This window comes from Haloarcula montana (assembly GCF_035666295.1).
GTDB classification, from domain to species: domain Archaea; phylum Halobacteriota; class Halobacteria; order Halobacteriales; family Haloarculaceae; genus Haloarcula; species Haloarcula montana.
Window position 1 is genome coordinate 1,759,027 of the sequence record NZ_CP142027.1, and the last position, 14,000, is coordinate 1,773,026.

Consider the following 14,000-nt stretch of genomic DNA (forward strand, 5'->3'; position numbering starts at 1 on the left):
GGGCCGACAATGATTCACGGTCGGGGGCCAAACGGGGGGAGCAGATGACGCGACGACGGGAGTTCGTGCGGTTCGCGACCGGGATCGGGATGGCCGGTCTCGCCGGTTGTCCGGGCCGGTTCGGCGGGGGCGAGTCCACTGCTACCGACACAGGGACGGCGACCGAGACAGCCATCGAGGCACCCCCGCCGACCTGGACGACCGGACGGAAGTTCGGCGTGGCGACGGTCCCCGACCACGGGGACGACGCGCCCTCGCGGGTGTGGGCGACGTTCACCGAGGGGGCGGTCACAGAGATCCGGTATCCGCGCGTGGACCTGCTGAACCTCCGGACTCTGGAGTTCGTCGTCGTCGACACCGAGGGCCGACGGGCCTGGCGGAGCCACCGGACCGATCGAACGACGCCCGACAGCGTCGAGCGGTCGACGACGCTGGCGACCGACCGGGCGCTCGTCTACGAACAGACGTTCGCCCCCACCGAGAGCGACGCCTGGGAACTCACCGCGGAGTGGGTGACAGACCCTCAGCGGGACGCGTTGCTGGGACGGGTCGATTTCGACGGAGCCGGCCGACACGAGGTGTACGCCGTCGCCCGGACCGCCTGCTCCCAGAGCGCCGGCGCCGACTTCGGCCGGCGTGTGCCGACCGCCGACGGCTACCAACTCGCTGCCTGGGACACCGACGAAAACGACGGCCAGCACGTCGTCCGCGACGACGGCGACAGCTACGAGGTCGCGCTGGGGATGGTCGCCGAAAGCGGGTTCAGCCGCGCCGGCGCGCTCGAACCCGACGACGGCCAGGCGCTCCTGGAAGCCGGCGAGTGGACGAACAACGCGTCGGTCGAGGGCGTCGTCGACCTCGCCGGCCGCCTCCTGACCGGTAGCGGCCGGGCCCACCTCGCGCTCGGGTTCGCGACCGACCGGGACCAGGAGGCCGCCCGCGAGACCGCACGGGCGGCCGTCGATGCGGGGTACGAGCGAGCCCGCGAGGCGTACGTCTCGGCCTGGGAGGCGTACCTCGGGGAGCTGTCGGTCCCCGACAGCGTCGCCGGGGACGACGAGTTGGCGACCCAGTACCGCGTCGCCGCGATGGTGCTCGCCGCCGTCGAGGACAAGACCTACCTCGGGGCGGGTATCGCCAGCCCGTCGGTCCCGTGGGGGAGTGCCGTCGGCGCGTCGACGCCCAGCGACTACGGCTACAACTTCGTCTGGGCGCGGGACCTCTACCAGTCCTTTACCGCCCTGCGGGCGATGGGCGATGTCGATGGCGCTCGGCGTGCCGTCGAGTACGTCTTCGAGTACCAGCAACGCGAGGACGGCGCTATCCCACAGAACACCTTCGTCGATGGCCGCCTGCGCTGGGGCGGCGAGCAGTTAGACGAGATCGCCCTCCCGCTGGTGATGGCCTCCCAGTTGGCCGACCGCCACGGCCTGGGATTCGACGCCGTCGAGTACAGCTACGACCAGCTCAAAGCCGCCGCCGACTACGTGGCGGGCAGCGGCCCGGCGACGGGCCAGGAGCGCTGGGAGGAGGCGGGGGGCTACTCGCCCTCGACGATCGCCGCCGAGATCGCCGGGCTGACCTGCGCCGCGGCGCTGGCCGCCGAGGAAGACGAGCGTGTCGACGCGCTGGTCTGGCTCGCGACCGCCGACGACTGGGCTCGCTCCGTCGAGGCGTGGTGTGCGACGACGACGGGCGCGGACGGCAACGAACCGCCCTACTACATGCGGATCGACGACGACACCGATCCCGACGACGGCGCCGACCTCGCCCTCGCAAACGGTGGTCCGACGCTGGACGAGCGGGCCGTGATCGACGCCGGCTTCCTCGAACTCGTCCGGCTGGGGATCGTGTCGGCCGACGACCCGGTAATCCGCAACTCGGTCTCGGTCGTCGACGGGACGATCCGCCGGGACACGCCCAACGGCCCGGCGTGGTACCGCTACAACGGGGACGGCTACGGGGAGTCGGCGGACGGATCGCCCTGGCAGAGCGAGGGACAGGGACGGCTCTGGCCCATCCTCACCGGCGAACGCGGCGAGTACGAACTCCGCCGCGGGACCGACTCGGGCGAACTCTCCCCCCGGACCCTCCTGTCGACGATGGCGGCCTTCGCCAACGAGGGGCGGATGATCCCCGAACAGGTCTGGGACCGTGACGAACCCACCGAGTACGGCTGGGCGTTCGGCGAGGGGACCGGCTCGGCGACGCCGCTGTCGTGGTCGATGGCCCAGTACGTCCGCCTGGCTCACGGGATCGATGCGGGCGAACCGGTCGAGACGCCCGCCGTCGTCGAAGCGCGGTTCGGGACCGAGCGGGAGCGCCCTTCGCTGACCGTCGGGGAGTTCCCGACGACCACCGAGGAGTCGCCGCTGGCCGTCGAGGTGACGACCGACGCGGCCGAACTGATCGTCCGGAACGGCCAGGAGACCCGACGCATCGAACCCGACGGCCGGGACCTGACCGTCGAGATCCCCCTCTCGGGCATCCGCAACACCGTCACCTTCGTGGCCGCAGACGACGCCGACGACATCGTCGACGCCGCGGTCGCGCTGGAACGGCGGACGGTGACCTACCGAGGCGAGTAGGCGTCGGAGGTCAGGGTCGCCAGCCACGGAGAAACGCGACTGCGACGCCACCGACCGAGAGCGCGAAGGGGATCGAGAGCGCCCGCACGACCAACACCGGTGCTGCCGTCGTCGCCGCCGGAACGCCGACAACGAGAGCCAGCGCGCCGCTCAGCAACACGTCGTAGGCGCCCAGACTCGCCGGGATCGGGACCGCGCTGGCTGCCTGGGGCAGCGGGACGAGCGCGACGATCGGCAACAGTGGCACGGTCGTCCCTGTTCCCGACAGCGCCACCCAGAGCGCAGTCGCGGTCAGGACCTGTTCGAGGAGGCCGCCGACCGCGATCAGCGCGAGCAGCCCCGGCCGGTCGCGAAAGCGAACGACGCGCGCCCAGAACTGGTCGACGGCAGCGGCGACGGCCGAGCGGTCGTGTGCGTTCTCCCGGTACCGTGCCGAGAGGAAGCCGACGAGCGGCGCGAGCAGTGTCACGATCGCCCGGGAGAGCCGCTGCCGGCTCCACAGCAGGGCCGCACCCACGGCCAGCAGTCCGAGCAGCGCGACGCCGAAGATACCGACGACGACGCGGGCGTCGGGCGTCCCGACCAGCAACAGGAGAGCGAGGGCTGTCGAGAGGAGCAACTGGGTGCCGGACTTGACGTACTTGGCGACGCTGCGGACGCCCAGCGCCTCGCTGTAGCCGGTGTCGGTGGTGACGCCGATGAACCGCGCCATGATCGGCTCGGAACTGACCGGCCCGGCGGGACTGAGCGTATCGAAGAAGTCGCCGGCGAGCGCGAACTGGACGCTCTGGCCGCCCGAGAGCCCCTCACCCAGCGGCCGGATCGACGCCCAAACGCCGATGGCGTCGGCCAGTCCCTCGGCGACGACGAGCGCGGCGACGGCGGCGACGGCCCAGGGGGCGATAGCACTCGCTCGAGCGAGAACGGAGTCGGAGCCGGCGAAAGCGAGGTAGGCAGCGAGTGCGACGCTCCCCAGTGTCGCACCGAGAACGAACCGCAGGACTGGGCGTCGGGGAGCGGCCATACTCGGGACACCTGCCGACGGTCGGTTGACGGTTTCTATGAGACATCCGTATGTCTACGTTCGACACAGTAGCCGGCTCCGGACGTTACTCGGCTGGCGTGATCACGATATCTTCGACCCGGAGGCCGCCGTCGGTCGCCACGCCGCTCTCTGTGACCAGATCCCGACCGGTAACGCCGACAGCCGGGGCGACGGTGGCCGGGTCGGCCCCGAAGTTCAGGACTACGACGAGGGACTCCTCCCCGTCCGATCGGTGGTAGGCGACCACGTCCTCCGGGTCGCCCTCGTGGACGGTCACTTCGACCGGGTCGACGCCGGGTGCGCGCAACGCGGGATGGCCCTGACGGAGTGCGACGAGGCGACGGTGGAAGTCGGTCAACTCGCTGTCGCCGTCGTGCCAGCGCATCGTCCCGCGCTGGTCCTCGACGCCGCGCTCCTGGCCGTAGTAGATCATCGGCGCGCCGGGGACCGTGAACGTCGCACCAACGGCCGCCCGTAGCGGGGCAACGCCACACTGGTCGCGGTAGCGGTCCTCGTCGTGGTTCTCGACGTAGCGCATGTGGACCGCCCGATCGGGGTAGCCCCGGACCTGGGAGGATTCGAGCGCGTCAAAGACGGCGGCGGCGGGGTCCTCGCCGCGGCCGATCGCGAGCAGCGTCTGATAGAAGTCGGTGTCGTAGTGGACGTCGAACTCGTTCTCCCGGAAGTCGGCCTCCCGTGGGACCGTCTCGTCCAGCAGGAGGAAGTCGCCGTTCTCGGCTTTCACGCGCTCGCGAACCTCCTTCCAGAAGCCGTGGGGCACACCCCAGGCCACGTCACAGCGGAAGCCGTCGACGACGCCGGCCCACTCATCGACCACGTCGAGCATCCACGCCCGGACGGCGAGCGAGTCGTAGTTGACGTTCGGAATCCGGGTCCAGTTGAAATACAGGCCCGGCGCGTCGTCGCCGGCCCAGTCGATGTCGGAAGTGTCGTCCTCGGCGGGGACCCGCTCGTAGTGGTCCTCGTAGCCGTGGACCCCCGAGCGGTGGAACTGGAAGGCCGGGTGATCCCGAGAGGTGTGGTTGATCACCAGGTCGAACAGCACCGAGATGCCGGCCTCGTGGAGGCGGTCGACGAGGGATTCGAACTCCGCCCGGGTCCCCAGGTCGTCGGCGGTGTCGAACAGGTCGGTGATGTGGTAGCCGTGCCGGGTCGGGCTCTGTGCGACGGGCGTGAACCACACCACGTCGACGCCCAGAGACTCGATGTAGGGGACCCGCCGTTCGATCTCGGCGAAGGAGGTCTCGGCGATGTCGCCGACGAACTCCCGGACGAAGATCTCGTAGACCGTGGCGTCGCCTGCCCACTCGGGGGCGTCGGCCGGTCGGTGGACCGCCCCGTCCCCGCCGATTTCGAGCGTGTCGGCGATGCTGTGGTGTTCGGCGACGGCGACCGCGTGGACGCGTGCGCCCTCGGTGACGGCGTCGAGCGGGACGTGGAGTTCGTCGCCCTCGACGGTCACGTCCGCCGCCGCGAGTGCGTCCCGGTCGTCCAGGTGGAACTCGACCTCGGGGTCGCCGCCGTCCGGGGCGGCCTTCGCGTCGGCAGTGACGACGAGCTCCTCGCCTGCAACGCTGCCGTCGAGTTCGATCCGGGGGCGGCCCGGCCCGTCGACGGTCACTTCGTCGGTGGCGTGAGGGTCGAACCCCCCGTCGAACGCGAAGATCACACTGTGCGTCCCCGGCGGGAGGTCGGTCTCGAAGACCCACTCCTCCCCTTCTCTGCGGGCCTGGTGTTCGCCCATCGTGAAGTCGTTGAACTTCCCGATGACGACCGCCTCCTCGATGTCCGAGCGGTCCGTATCTCCATCCACGATGTCGTCCTCGGTAACGCTGAACCGGACGCGTTCGGTCACAGCTTCGGGGAAGGCTCGGACCGTCTGGCTGTGTGTCCCGTCGGGTGCGGTCAGTTCGGCGCGGTAGCTCCCCGGCCGATCGGGTTCGAGGTGGACGACGGGGCCGTCACCGAGCGTCGCGTCGCTGTCGTCGGGCGTCTCGGTGAGCGTCCAGTGGTACGACGCGTCGGGGTCGGGTTCTCGCGGCGCGAGTTCGACGGACTCGGTGACGTGACAGAACCGTGGTGGGCCGGGATGGTGCATACGCCCACGGTACACAGTGGGGTAATTGGGTCTTTCGCCGCCGGCGCTACTGGCTGGAAAGTACGAGGTATGATTTCGTAGAACTTTTATGGACGTAGGCCGTCGTTCGTGTCAGAGCCTGCAGCGGCCGGCGACGGGCGATTCTGTTCTCGCGGAGCCGATGGTGTCTCGGCGTATATCATGAACGTGTCTGAACAATCGAATGGCTTAAGTTGTGAACGACTATTTCATCCATTATCCATCCATGACAATGGATCGCAGAACAATCCTCACACGGATCGGTGGCGTTGGCGCGGCAGCAGCCCTTGCCGGGTGTAGCGTGCAACAACAGGACGGCGGTTCTGGAGACGGTGGCTCCGGAAGTAGCTCAACTGACGAGGGATCGAGTGACGGCGGGTCCTCGACTGACAGCGAGGGTCCCGCGGGCACCGCGACCGCCTGGTGGTCGCTGAGTGACAGCGAGGCGGCGATCCGGGAGGACATCGTCGGTACGTTCAACGACCAGAGCCAGCACACGATCGAAGGCTCCGACATCTCGGACCTCCAGAAGAAGACGTCGAGTGCCATCCCGGCCGGTCAAGGCCCCCAGATCTTCGACTGGGCACACGACTGGGCCGGTAACACCTACGAACAGGGCTTTACGGTCGATCAGCGCGACCGGATCTCGATCAGCCTCGACCAGTTCACCGAGACGGCACAGAACGCCGTCCAGTACGAGGGCAACCTCGTCGGCCTGCCGTTCGGTGCCGAGACGGTCACGCCGATCGCGAACATGGACATCGTCGATTCGGTGCCCGAGACCATGGACGAGATGGTTTCGATGATGGACGAGCACCACGACCCCGACAACGGTCAGTACGGGCTCTCGTACCCGTTCGATCCGTACTTCTCCAGTGGGTTCCTGCAAGCGTTCGGGGGCCACTACTACGACCCCCAGGCCGACGAGCCCCTGGGTGTCAACTCCGATGAGGTCGTCCAGGGACTGGAGTACGCTCTGGAGAACCTCCGGCCGTACATGCCCAACGACCCGAGCTACGAGCCACAGGCCGCGGCGTTCAACGAGGGCAACGCCGCCTTCGCGATCAACGGGCCGTGGGCGCTCGCCACGTTCAGCGACAACGACATCAACTACGAAGTGCTCAGCTTCCCCGAGATGGAAGGAGGCACGCCGAGCCCCTACACGGGGATTTCGGTGTGGTACTTCGCCAAGCCGATGGCGGAAGGCGGTGCCGACGCCACGGCGGCGCGTGAGTTCGTCGAGTGGTACGTCACCAACGAGGACCACCTCAGCACGCTCGCCCAGGAGCAGGGCGCGATTCCGGTGCTCGACAGCCTCGTCGGCAGTTCCGACCTCCCGGCGGCGGTCCAGGCCTACTCCCAGTCGGCCGGCCAGGGAACCCCGATGCCGAGCGCACCCCGGATGGACGACGTTTGGGACCCGGTCGGCAACGCACTGACCAAGGCGTTCAACGGCGACGCCAGCGCACAGGAGGCGCTGGACACGGCCGCATCGGAGATCCGCAGCAACTGGGAAGGCTAGAGGACACTCATGAGTACGGTTTCACGCGTCGCACGCCGCGTCGAGAACGTCCCTTTCCTCGATCGGGAAGACACGTCGCTGTTGCTCGTCTTACCCGGGCTGTTCATCTTCTCGGCGTTCATGCTGTTTCCGGTCGTCTATCTGATCGGTATCTCCTTTACGAACGCCGAACCGGCGAACCTCTTTGCCGGTGAGGGGGCGATCGCAGTGTTGACGTTTGGCGATGCGACCTTTGTCGGTCTGGAGAACTACGCTAACGTGGTGACCGACCCCGAGTTCTGGAACTCCTTCGGGGTGACCTGGCTGTTCGTCGCGACGAGTGTTATCCTCAAGATCGCCACGAGCCTCTCGATCGCGCTCGTGGTGACCAGCGATCTCGTCCGCGGGAAACGACTGTTGCGCTCGTTCATCATCTTCCCGATGGGCCTGCCGCCGATCTTTATCATCACGGTGTGGCGCGGGATCTTCAGTTCGGCTCAGTTCGGACTGATGAACCAGTTGCTGACCGGATTCGGGTTCGAGTCGATCTCGTGGCTCTCGAACCGGTGGACCGCGTTCATGGCCTACAACGTCACCGAGGCGTGGCTGGCCTACCCGTTCATGGTCATCATCACCGTGAGCGCACTCCAGGACGTTTCGGAGGAACTCCACGAGGCCGCCGTCGTCGACGGCGCCGGCTTCGTCTCACGGTTCGTCCACGTCACGCTGCCGTCGATCAAGCGGCCGGTGCTGTTCGCGACGATCCTCACGTCGGCCGCCTCGTTCCAGCAGTTCCTGATCCCCTACGTGTTCAACGAGGGGGGGCCGGCCCGGGCGAACGAACTCATCGTCGTCTACGGCTACCGCGAGGCGCTGCAGTTCCAGGAGTACGGTCGCGGTGCCGCGATCAGTATCGTCGCACTGCTCTTCATCGGGGCGTTCATGTGGCTGAACGTCAAGAAGGGCCGGCTGGCTGACGGGGTGAACGACTGATGGGACTGCTCTCGAACATCACGCGGAAACTCACCGAGGACGCCCTCAACATCGCCCGGACGCCAGTCGAGACCGTCCGGCAGTGGAAATACACCGTCGAGGCGGTCCAACGCGGCGAGGTGCCCGCTTCGGAGGTCCTGCGGGTCGTCGTCTCGACGATCGCCGCGACAGCGATGGTGCTCGCGCTCCTGTTCCCGATCTACTGGATCTTCACAGCGGCCATCTCCGGATCGGGGGCGTCGCTGTACACGTCCGACAGCATCACGCTGATCCCGCCGAACCCGACGGTGAAGCCCTTCGTCTGGGTCGTCGGGGACATCGGTATCCCGTCACTGGCGATCACGGTCGCCATCCCACTGACGGATCTGGCGTTCGTCTTCGAGACGCCCGGACTGACGTTCCTCGACGCCTCGGCCTACGGCGTCGACCGGCCGTCGGAGTTCAAGCAGTTCCTCTGGAACAGCGTCACCGTCGCGATCCCGACGGTACTGATCGCGATGGCGCTGATCATCCCGGCGTCGTACGCGCTCTCGCGCCGTGAGTTCCTCTTCCGCCGGAAGATCCTGTTCCTGTACGTCCTGATGACCCAGGTCGGCGGCGGACTCGGCGTCGCCCTGCTGATCGGGATGTACGCGATCTACGTCCAGTTCGGCATCAACGACAACAAACTGGCGCTGGCGGTCTACTACGCCGCGACGGCCGTCCCGTTCAACACGTGGCTGTTGAAGACCTACATGGACGGGATCCCGGTCTCCTACGAGGAGGCGGCCGTCGTCGACGGCGCGCCGCCGTGGCGCGTCGTCTGGGAGGTCATCCTCCCGATGTCCGCGGCCGGCCTCGCGACAGTGTTCATCTTCACCTTCCTGACTGGCTGGACCGAGTTCGTCGTCGCCCAGACGCTGCTGGGCACCGAGAACTACACCCTCCCGGTCGGACTCTACTCGCTCGTCGACGAGTACTCGATCCCGTGGGCGCGGTTCTCCGCGTTCGCGCTCACGTTCGCGACGCCGATCATGCTCGTCTATCTCTTCGCACAGCGGTACATCGAGGGCGGGCTCTCCTTCAGCGGCGTCGAAGGCTGACCCCGCGCCGCGTTTCGTCGCACCTGCTCAGTCGAGCCGTTCGGTGACCTGTTCGATGTCCGCCCTGTCGTTGACGTTGTGACACCAGCCGTCGAGTCGAACCGTCTCAACCCGATGGCCCGCCTGCACGAGGAGGTCGACCGCGTCGGCGAGTTCGTACTCGCCGCGAGCCGACGGTCTGAGCAGCCGACAGGCCGGCTCGATCGTCGGCTCGAACACCTGAAACCCTCGAACGACCAGCGTCGAGGGCGGGTCGGCCGGTTTCTCGACGAGTCCGGTGACCCGACCGTCGTCGGTTTCGACGACACCGGTCTCGCGGGCTTGCTCGCGTGTGACCGACTCTACCAGGAGTGTGGCGGCTGCATCCGTCTCTCGGTGGCGGTCGAGGACCGCGTCGAGGTTCGCCCGGCAGACGTTGTCCCCGTTCATCACGACGGTCGTCCCGTCGAGCGGACACGCCTGCTGGAGTGCGTGAGCGGTCCCGAGTTGCTCGGCCTGGTGGACGTATTCGACCGGGACGCCGCGGTAGTCGTCACCGTAGTATTCGACGATATCGTCGGCTCGGTAGCCCACCACGACGATCAGTCTGTCGACACCGACCGACAACACGGTATCGAACGCGTGTGAGAGGAGCGGTTGCCCGGCGACCCGGACGAGTCCTTTCGGTCTGTCGGCAGTCAGCGGCCGCAGCCGCGTTCCCGATCCGGCCGCGAGTACGACACCGTCCATACCGATAGTGCAACGGGTCCGGTCAAAAACACCACGGCAATCGTCGGGCCGGATCGTCCGGCTGGCGACACATCGTCGGCGCGCACGGCCGAGGGCTCCCCTCGATCCGGTGATCTGCGACCATCGATAGATCGCTGTCGGGCGAGACGAATCATTAAGTAGTACCACGGAGTATCGTCTGTTGGTGTTGCGGAGCGAGTACTCCGGGCCGTGCCTCTGACAACCTCTGTCCGGGAGCCCTCCGACACCGTTTTTGGCATCGATCGACCGTCGATAGAGTCGCCTGTCTGATACGAATGTGACACACGCCGGCACGGAGCTGTTTCACGCTCTGAAACAGCTGAACACCTATTAAGCGCTAGCCCGGCGTGGTATCGTGTATGAGCACCGACAACGGAACAGTGTACCTGCTGCAGGACGACGACGACGACGGGTGGGAGACCCCGGTGCCTGCGGACGAAGTAATCACCAACGCGGTTCTGGCGGCGACAGATCTCACTGTCGAGGAGGTCGGCGACATCGAGCAGTACGTCGACGAGGAGACACTGCGCGGGGTCGTCAACGACGGCGAGCCCGAAACGTTCACCGTTGAGGGACATACGGTCACGGTCTCCGCCGACGGCCGGGTCGATGTCGAGTAGACGGACACGGCCCAGGACCCCTTCTGGCAGTGGTAGCGTCTCCGACAGGACCCAACCAGCTTTTAGCCCGGCTTCCGAGAGACAACTCATGACACGCGTCGCGCTCATCGCCCACGACGACGAGAAACCCGAGATGATCGACCTCGTTCGGACCTACGAGTCGCTGCTGTCCGAGTTCGACCTGGTCGGGACCGGCACCACGGGCCAGCGGATCAGCGACGAGACCGATCTGGAGATCGAGCGGAAACAGAGCGGGCCGCTGGGCGGGGACATGCAGATCGGCGCGGAGGTTGCACAGGACGAGATCGACGCCGTCGTCTTCCTGCGTGACCCTCACACTGCACAGCCACACGAACCGGACATCACGGCGCTGTTGCGCATCTGTGATGTCCACGACGTGCCCCTTGCGACCACCCGAACGTCGGCGGAGTACATCCTGGACGGGGTGGCCGCCGACAGGGCCGACGATTGAGGGCGGTCCGGATCAGTCCGCGTAGTCGGGCCGGCGCTCGTAGGGGATCGGATCGCGCTCGCCCAGCCGCTGGAACGCCTCTAGCCGGAAGGCACAGGCGTCACAGCTGCCACAGGCGGGTTCGTCGCTCCGGTAGCAACTCCAGGTGTCGGCGTAGGGGACCCCGAGTTCGAGTCCGCGCTCGGCGATGTCGGTCTTGGTCCACTCGACGAAGGGTGCTTCGAGCGTGATCTCCGTGTCGGGTTTCGTCCCCACGTCGACGACTGACTGAAAGGCCTCGAAGAAGGCGGGGCGACAGTCCGGATACCCCGAGAAGTCCTCGCTGTGGGCACCGATGAAGACAGCGCTCGCGTCGTTGGCCTCGGCGAACGAGACCGCCATCGACAGCAGGTTCGCGTTCCGGAAGGGGACGTAGGAACTGGGGATCTCGTCGCCCTCGGTGTCGGCCTCGGCGACGGCCATCCCGTCGTCGGTGAGCGAGGAGCCGCCGATCTGCCGGAGGTGACTGGTCTCGACGTGGAGGAACGCCGCCGCATCGACGTGGTCGGCTAGCGCACGCGCGCAATCCAGTTCACGTTGTTCGGTGTTCTGTCCGTAGCTCGTATGCAACAGGTACAGGTCGTCGTACCCGCGGGCCTGTGCCTCGTAGGCGGCCGTGGCGCTGTCCATGCCGCCGGAAGCGAGCACGACAGCGCGGTCCGCGTGTGTCTGTGGGTCGTGTGTCATCTGTCAGGTGCCCGGGGCGTCGTTCCAGAGCGTGACGTGGAGCCGGGGCGTGTACCGGTACCCGTGCTCCAGCGCCAGGTCGGCGACGACCGGGCGGGTCTCGTCGAGTCGATCGCGAGTCTGTCCTTCGGGCATCAACAGGACGCTGTCGTCGGGGAGGGGCGCGTCGGCAGCAGTCCGAATCCGTTCGAGCAGTCCCTCGATCTCGTCCATGTCGTTGGGACCGGTGACGACGAACTTCAGTTGGGTGTCGTAGCGCTCGACCAGCGTGGCGAGCGTGCCGACGTCGAGCCGGCGGTCCTCGTGGCGGTCGGCCCACTCGCCCTCACCCTTCGGATCGCGGTCGGCGGTCGGCGTGCTGGAGGCCAGCTTCGGGCTCACGCTGGCCAGATCGATCGGTGCGTCCGGGACGATGGTCCCGTTGGTCTCGACGGTGGTGTGATAGCCCCGGTCGGCCAGTCGCTCCAGCAGGGCGGTGCTGGCGTCGTGGACGAGCGGTTCGCCGCCGGTGAGGACGACGTGGTCCGCGTCGTAGCCCTCGATGGCGCCGAGGACCTCTTCGATCCCGTACCAGTCGCCGGTCGGTTCCCAGGAGGTGTGGTACGAATCGCAGAACCAACACCGGAGGTTACAGCCGCTGGTCCGGACGAACACCGACGGAGTGCCGGCCAGCCGTCCCTCCCCCTGCAGCGAGCAAAACAGCTCGTTGATCGGAAGCGCGTCGGTCTCCGCTGTGGCGGTGTCGAGTTCGTCGAGCGCGGTAGCGTCACTCGCGACGGGCATCAGCGGGTACAGAGTTCGCCGGTCTCCCGGACCGTTACGGCGACGGTCGAGACGGTCTCGGGGAGTTGCTCGGCCAACCGTTCTTCGAGGACTGTCGCCATGACCTCCGCGGTCGGTGGCCGCTCTAACACGACGACGGCGTCGCCGTCGCCGCTTGCCTCGAAGGCGTCGATCAGCGGGTCACCCGCCTCCAGTAAGAAGCGGTGGTCCCAGACCTCGATGGCGTCGGTGACCGCCCCCTTGTCGACGACCCACCCCGCCTCGGTCAGGTCGCCGGTGAGCCGGACCGTCAGTTCGTAGTTGTGCCCGTGCGGGCGCGAACACTTTCCGTCGTGGTGCATGAGCCGGTGGCCCGCCGAGATACGTATCGGGCGGTCCCTCCCGACAACGAGGGTCCGCTCGCCGGCATCGGCGATCGGATCGGGCTCTGGGACTCTCTGAGTCATACTGCAAGATTATTGAGCGCCGGCATAAATCGGTCGGACCGGCGTAAGGGATAGGATGGTGGGGCACTCAGACAGTAGTGTGACACGACGTGCCGTGGAAGACGGGTTCGAGCGGTACCTCTCGGACCTCGTCGACGAGACCTACGCGGCGTTCGACGTGGCAGCCGTCCTCCGTGGTTCCCGGGGTGGCGGGAGCAAAGCTGCGAGCAAACTGTTGAAGAACAGTCGACCCCTGGAGCGCCACGTCGTCCGCCCGAAACTCAGGGAGTATCAACGGGAGATCATGGCCCAGTTCGAACCGGTGTTGGACTACGCCGCGGACTCCGACGCCACCTTCGAGGAGTATGGCGACGACGTGTTGGCCCGGGATATCTACTGGAACTCGCTGGCCAACGGCGTCAGGGGCGAGCGCCGTGAGACGATCCGTGAGACGTTACTGGCCCGACAGCGGACGTTCGGTGACGACATCGCGCCGCTGATCGACGCCGAGAGCGACGAGTTCTGGACCGCCGTGGCGGAGGTGTACGACTACGAGGAGGCCATCGATATCGTCGAACGCCATTTCGCGTACAGCACACCCCTCCAGGAACACCGGGACGCGTTCGTCTTCGAGTTGGAGATCGATCCGGGCGAGGTCCTGGGTGGACTCGCCAGAGCGCTCCCATCGCTGGAGGTCGAGTTCACCGACGAGGCACTCCGGTCGATGCGGCGTGCCGAGCAACGTGTTATTCCCGATGCCAAATCGGACGTCGAGCAGGTCTTCGAGGAGTGAGACCCGGTTGTGGGGCGGGGTACCCAGCAGTCGCTGATGGGCACTCGAATGGGGAGACCGGGACACGTCGGCAGTGACGTGCCCC

At 67.1% G+C, this 14,000-nt stretch carries 13 protein-coding genes; 7 read left to right on the top strand and 6 right to left on the bottom strand.

Features of this window, described 5'->3' with window-relative positions; translation table 11 throughout:
- Window positions 1–44: 44 nt before the first annotated feature.
- Complete coding sequence (locus tag VJ109_RS09175) at window positions 45–2,588, top strand: glycoside hydrolase family 15 protein (protein ID WP_324756179.1); 2,544 nt, start codon at window positions 45–47, stop codon at window positions 2,586–2,588.
- A gap of 10 nt (window positions 2,589–2,598) precedes the next feature.
- On the opposite strand, the gene VJ109_RS09180 is transcribed toward VJ109_RS09175, so the two are convergent.
- Both VJ109_RS09180 and VJ109_RS09185 read right to left on the bottom strand, forming a co-directional pair.
- Window positions 2,599–3,612 (bottom strand): lysylphosphatidylglycerol synthase domain-containing protein, encoded by a 1,014-nt coding sequence (locus VJ109_RS09180; RefSeq protein WP_324756181.1) that lies wholly within the window; start codon window positions 3,610–3,612, stop codon window positions 2,599–2,601.
- An 85-nt stretch (window positions 3,613–3,697) separates the two neighbouring features.
- On the bottom strand, window positions 3,698–5,752 hold the full coding sequence (locus VJ109_RS09185; RefSeq protein ID WP_324756183.1) for an alpha-amylase family glycosyl hydrolase: 2,055 nt from the start codon (window positions 5,750–5,752) through the stop codon (window positions 3,698–3,700).
- Window positions 5,753–5,996: 244 nt separating this feature from the next.
- On the opposite strand from VJ109_RS09185, the gene VJ109_RS09190 reads away from it, so the two are divergent.
- Genes VJ109_RS09190 through VJ109_RS09200 form a run of 3 tightly spaced genes read left to right on the top strand, consistent with a single transcriptional unit; the run spans window position 5,997 to window position 9,346 of the window.
- Complete coding sequence (locus VJ109_RS09190; RefSeq protein WP_324756185.1) at window positions 5,997–7,292, top strand: extracellular solute-binding protein; 1,296 nt, start codon at window positions 5,997–5,999, stop codon at window positions 7,290–7,292.
- A gap of 9 nt (window positions 7,293–7,301) precedes the next feature.
- Window positions 7,302–8,264, top strand: a complete 963-nt coding sequence (locus VJ109_RS09195) for a carbohydrate ABC transporter permease (protein ID WP_324756187.1) — start codon at window positions 7,302–7,304, stop codon at window positions 8,262–8,264.
- Entirely contained in the window at window positions 8,264–9,346 is a 1,083-nt protein-coding gene (locus VJ109_RS09200; RefSeq protein ID WP_324756189.1) for an ABC transporter permease subunit, read from the top strand. The genes VJ109_RS09195 and VJ109_RS09200 overlap by 1 nt, the downstream gene beginning before the upstream one ends.
- 27 nt (window positions 9,347–9,373) lie before the next feature.
- Here the strand turns inward: VJ109_RS09200 and VJ109_RS09205 are convergent, their stop codons facing one another.
- Window positions 9,374–10,075, bottom strand: a complete 702-nt coding sequence (locus VJ109_RS09205) for a nucleotidyltransferase family protein (protein ID WP_324756191.1) — start codon at window positions 10,073–10,075, stop codon at window positions 9,374–9,376.
- A 380-nt stretch (window positions 10,076–10,455) separates the two neighbouring features.
- Here VJ109_RS09205 and VJ109_RS09210 point away from each other — a divergent pair, with 380 nt between their 5' ends.
- Entirely contained in the window at window positions 10,456–10,716 is a 261-nt protein-coding gene (locus VJ109_RS09210) for a HalOD1 output domain-containing protein (protein WP_324756193.1), read from the top strand.
- 88 nt (window positions 10,717–10,804) lie between these two features.
- Window positions 10,805–11,188 (top strand): methylglyoxal synthase, encoded by a 384-nt coding sequence (locus tag VJ109_RS09215; RefSeq protein ID WP_324756195.1) that lies wholly within the window; start codon window positions 10,805–10,807, stop codon window positions 11,186–11,188.
- Between the two features lie 12 nt (window positions 11,189–11,200).
- Here VJ109_RS09215 and queC read toward each other — a convergent pair whose 3' ends face one another.
- Genes queC through VJ109_RS09230 form a run of 3 tightly spaced genes read right to left on the bottom strand, consistent with a single transcriptional unit; the run spans window position 11,201 to window position 13,143 of the window.
- Complete coding sequence (gene queC, locus VJ109_RS09220; protein WP_324756197.1) at window positions 11,201–11,914, bottom strand: 7-cyano-7-deazaguanine synthase QueC; 714 nt, start codon at window positions 11,912–11,914, stop codon at window positions 11,201–11,203.
- A gap of 3 nt (window positions 11,915–11,917) precedes the next feature.
- On the bottom strand, window positions 11,918–12,697 hold the full coding sequence (locus VJ109_RS09225; RefSeq protein ID WP_324756199.1) for a 7-carboxy-7-deazaguanine synthase QueE: 780 nt from the start codon (window positions 12,695–12,697) through the stop codon (window positions 11,918–11,920).
- Window positions 12,697–13,143, bottom strand: a complete 447-nt coding sequence (locus VJ109_RS09230; protein WP_324756201.1) for a 6-pyruvoyl trahydropterin synthase family protein — start codon at window positions 13,141–13,143, stop codon at window positions 12,697–12,699. The genes VJ109_RS09225 and VJ109_RS09230 overlap by 1 nt, the downstream gene beginning before the upstream one ends.
- A 79-nt stretch (window positions 13,144–13,222) precedes the next feature.
- Between VJ109_RS09230 and VJ109_RS09235 the strand changes: the two genes are divergently transcribed.
- Entirely contained in the window at window positions 13,223–13,915 is a 693-nt protein-coding gene (locus VJ109_RS09235; RefSeq protein ID WP_324756203.1) for a hypothetical protein, read from the top strand.
- Window positions 13,916–14,000: the final 85 nt, after the last annotated feature.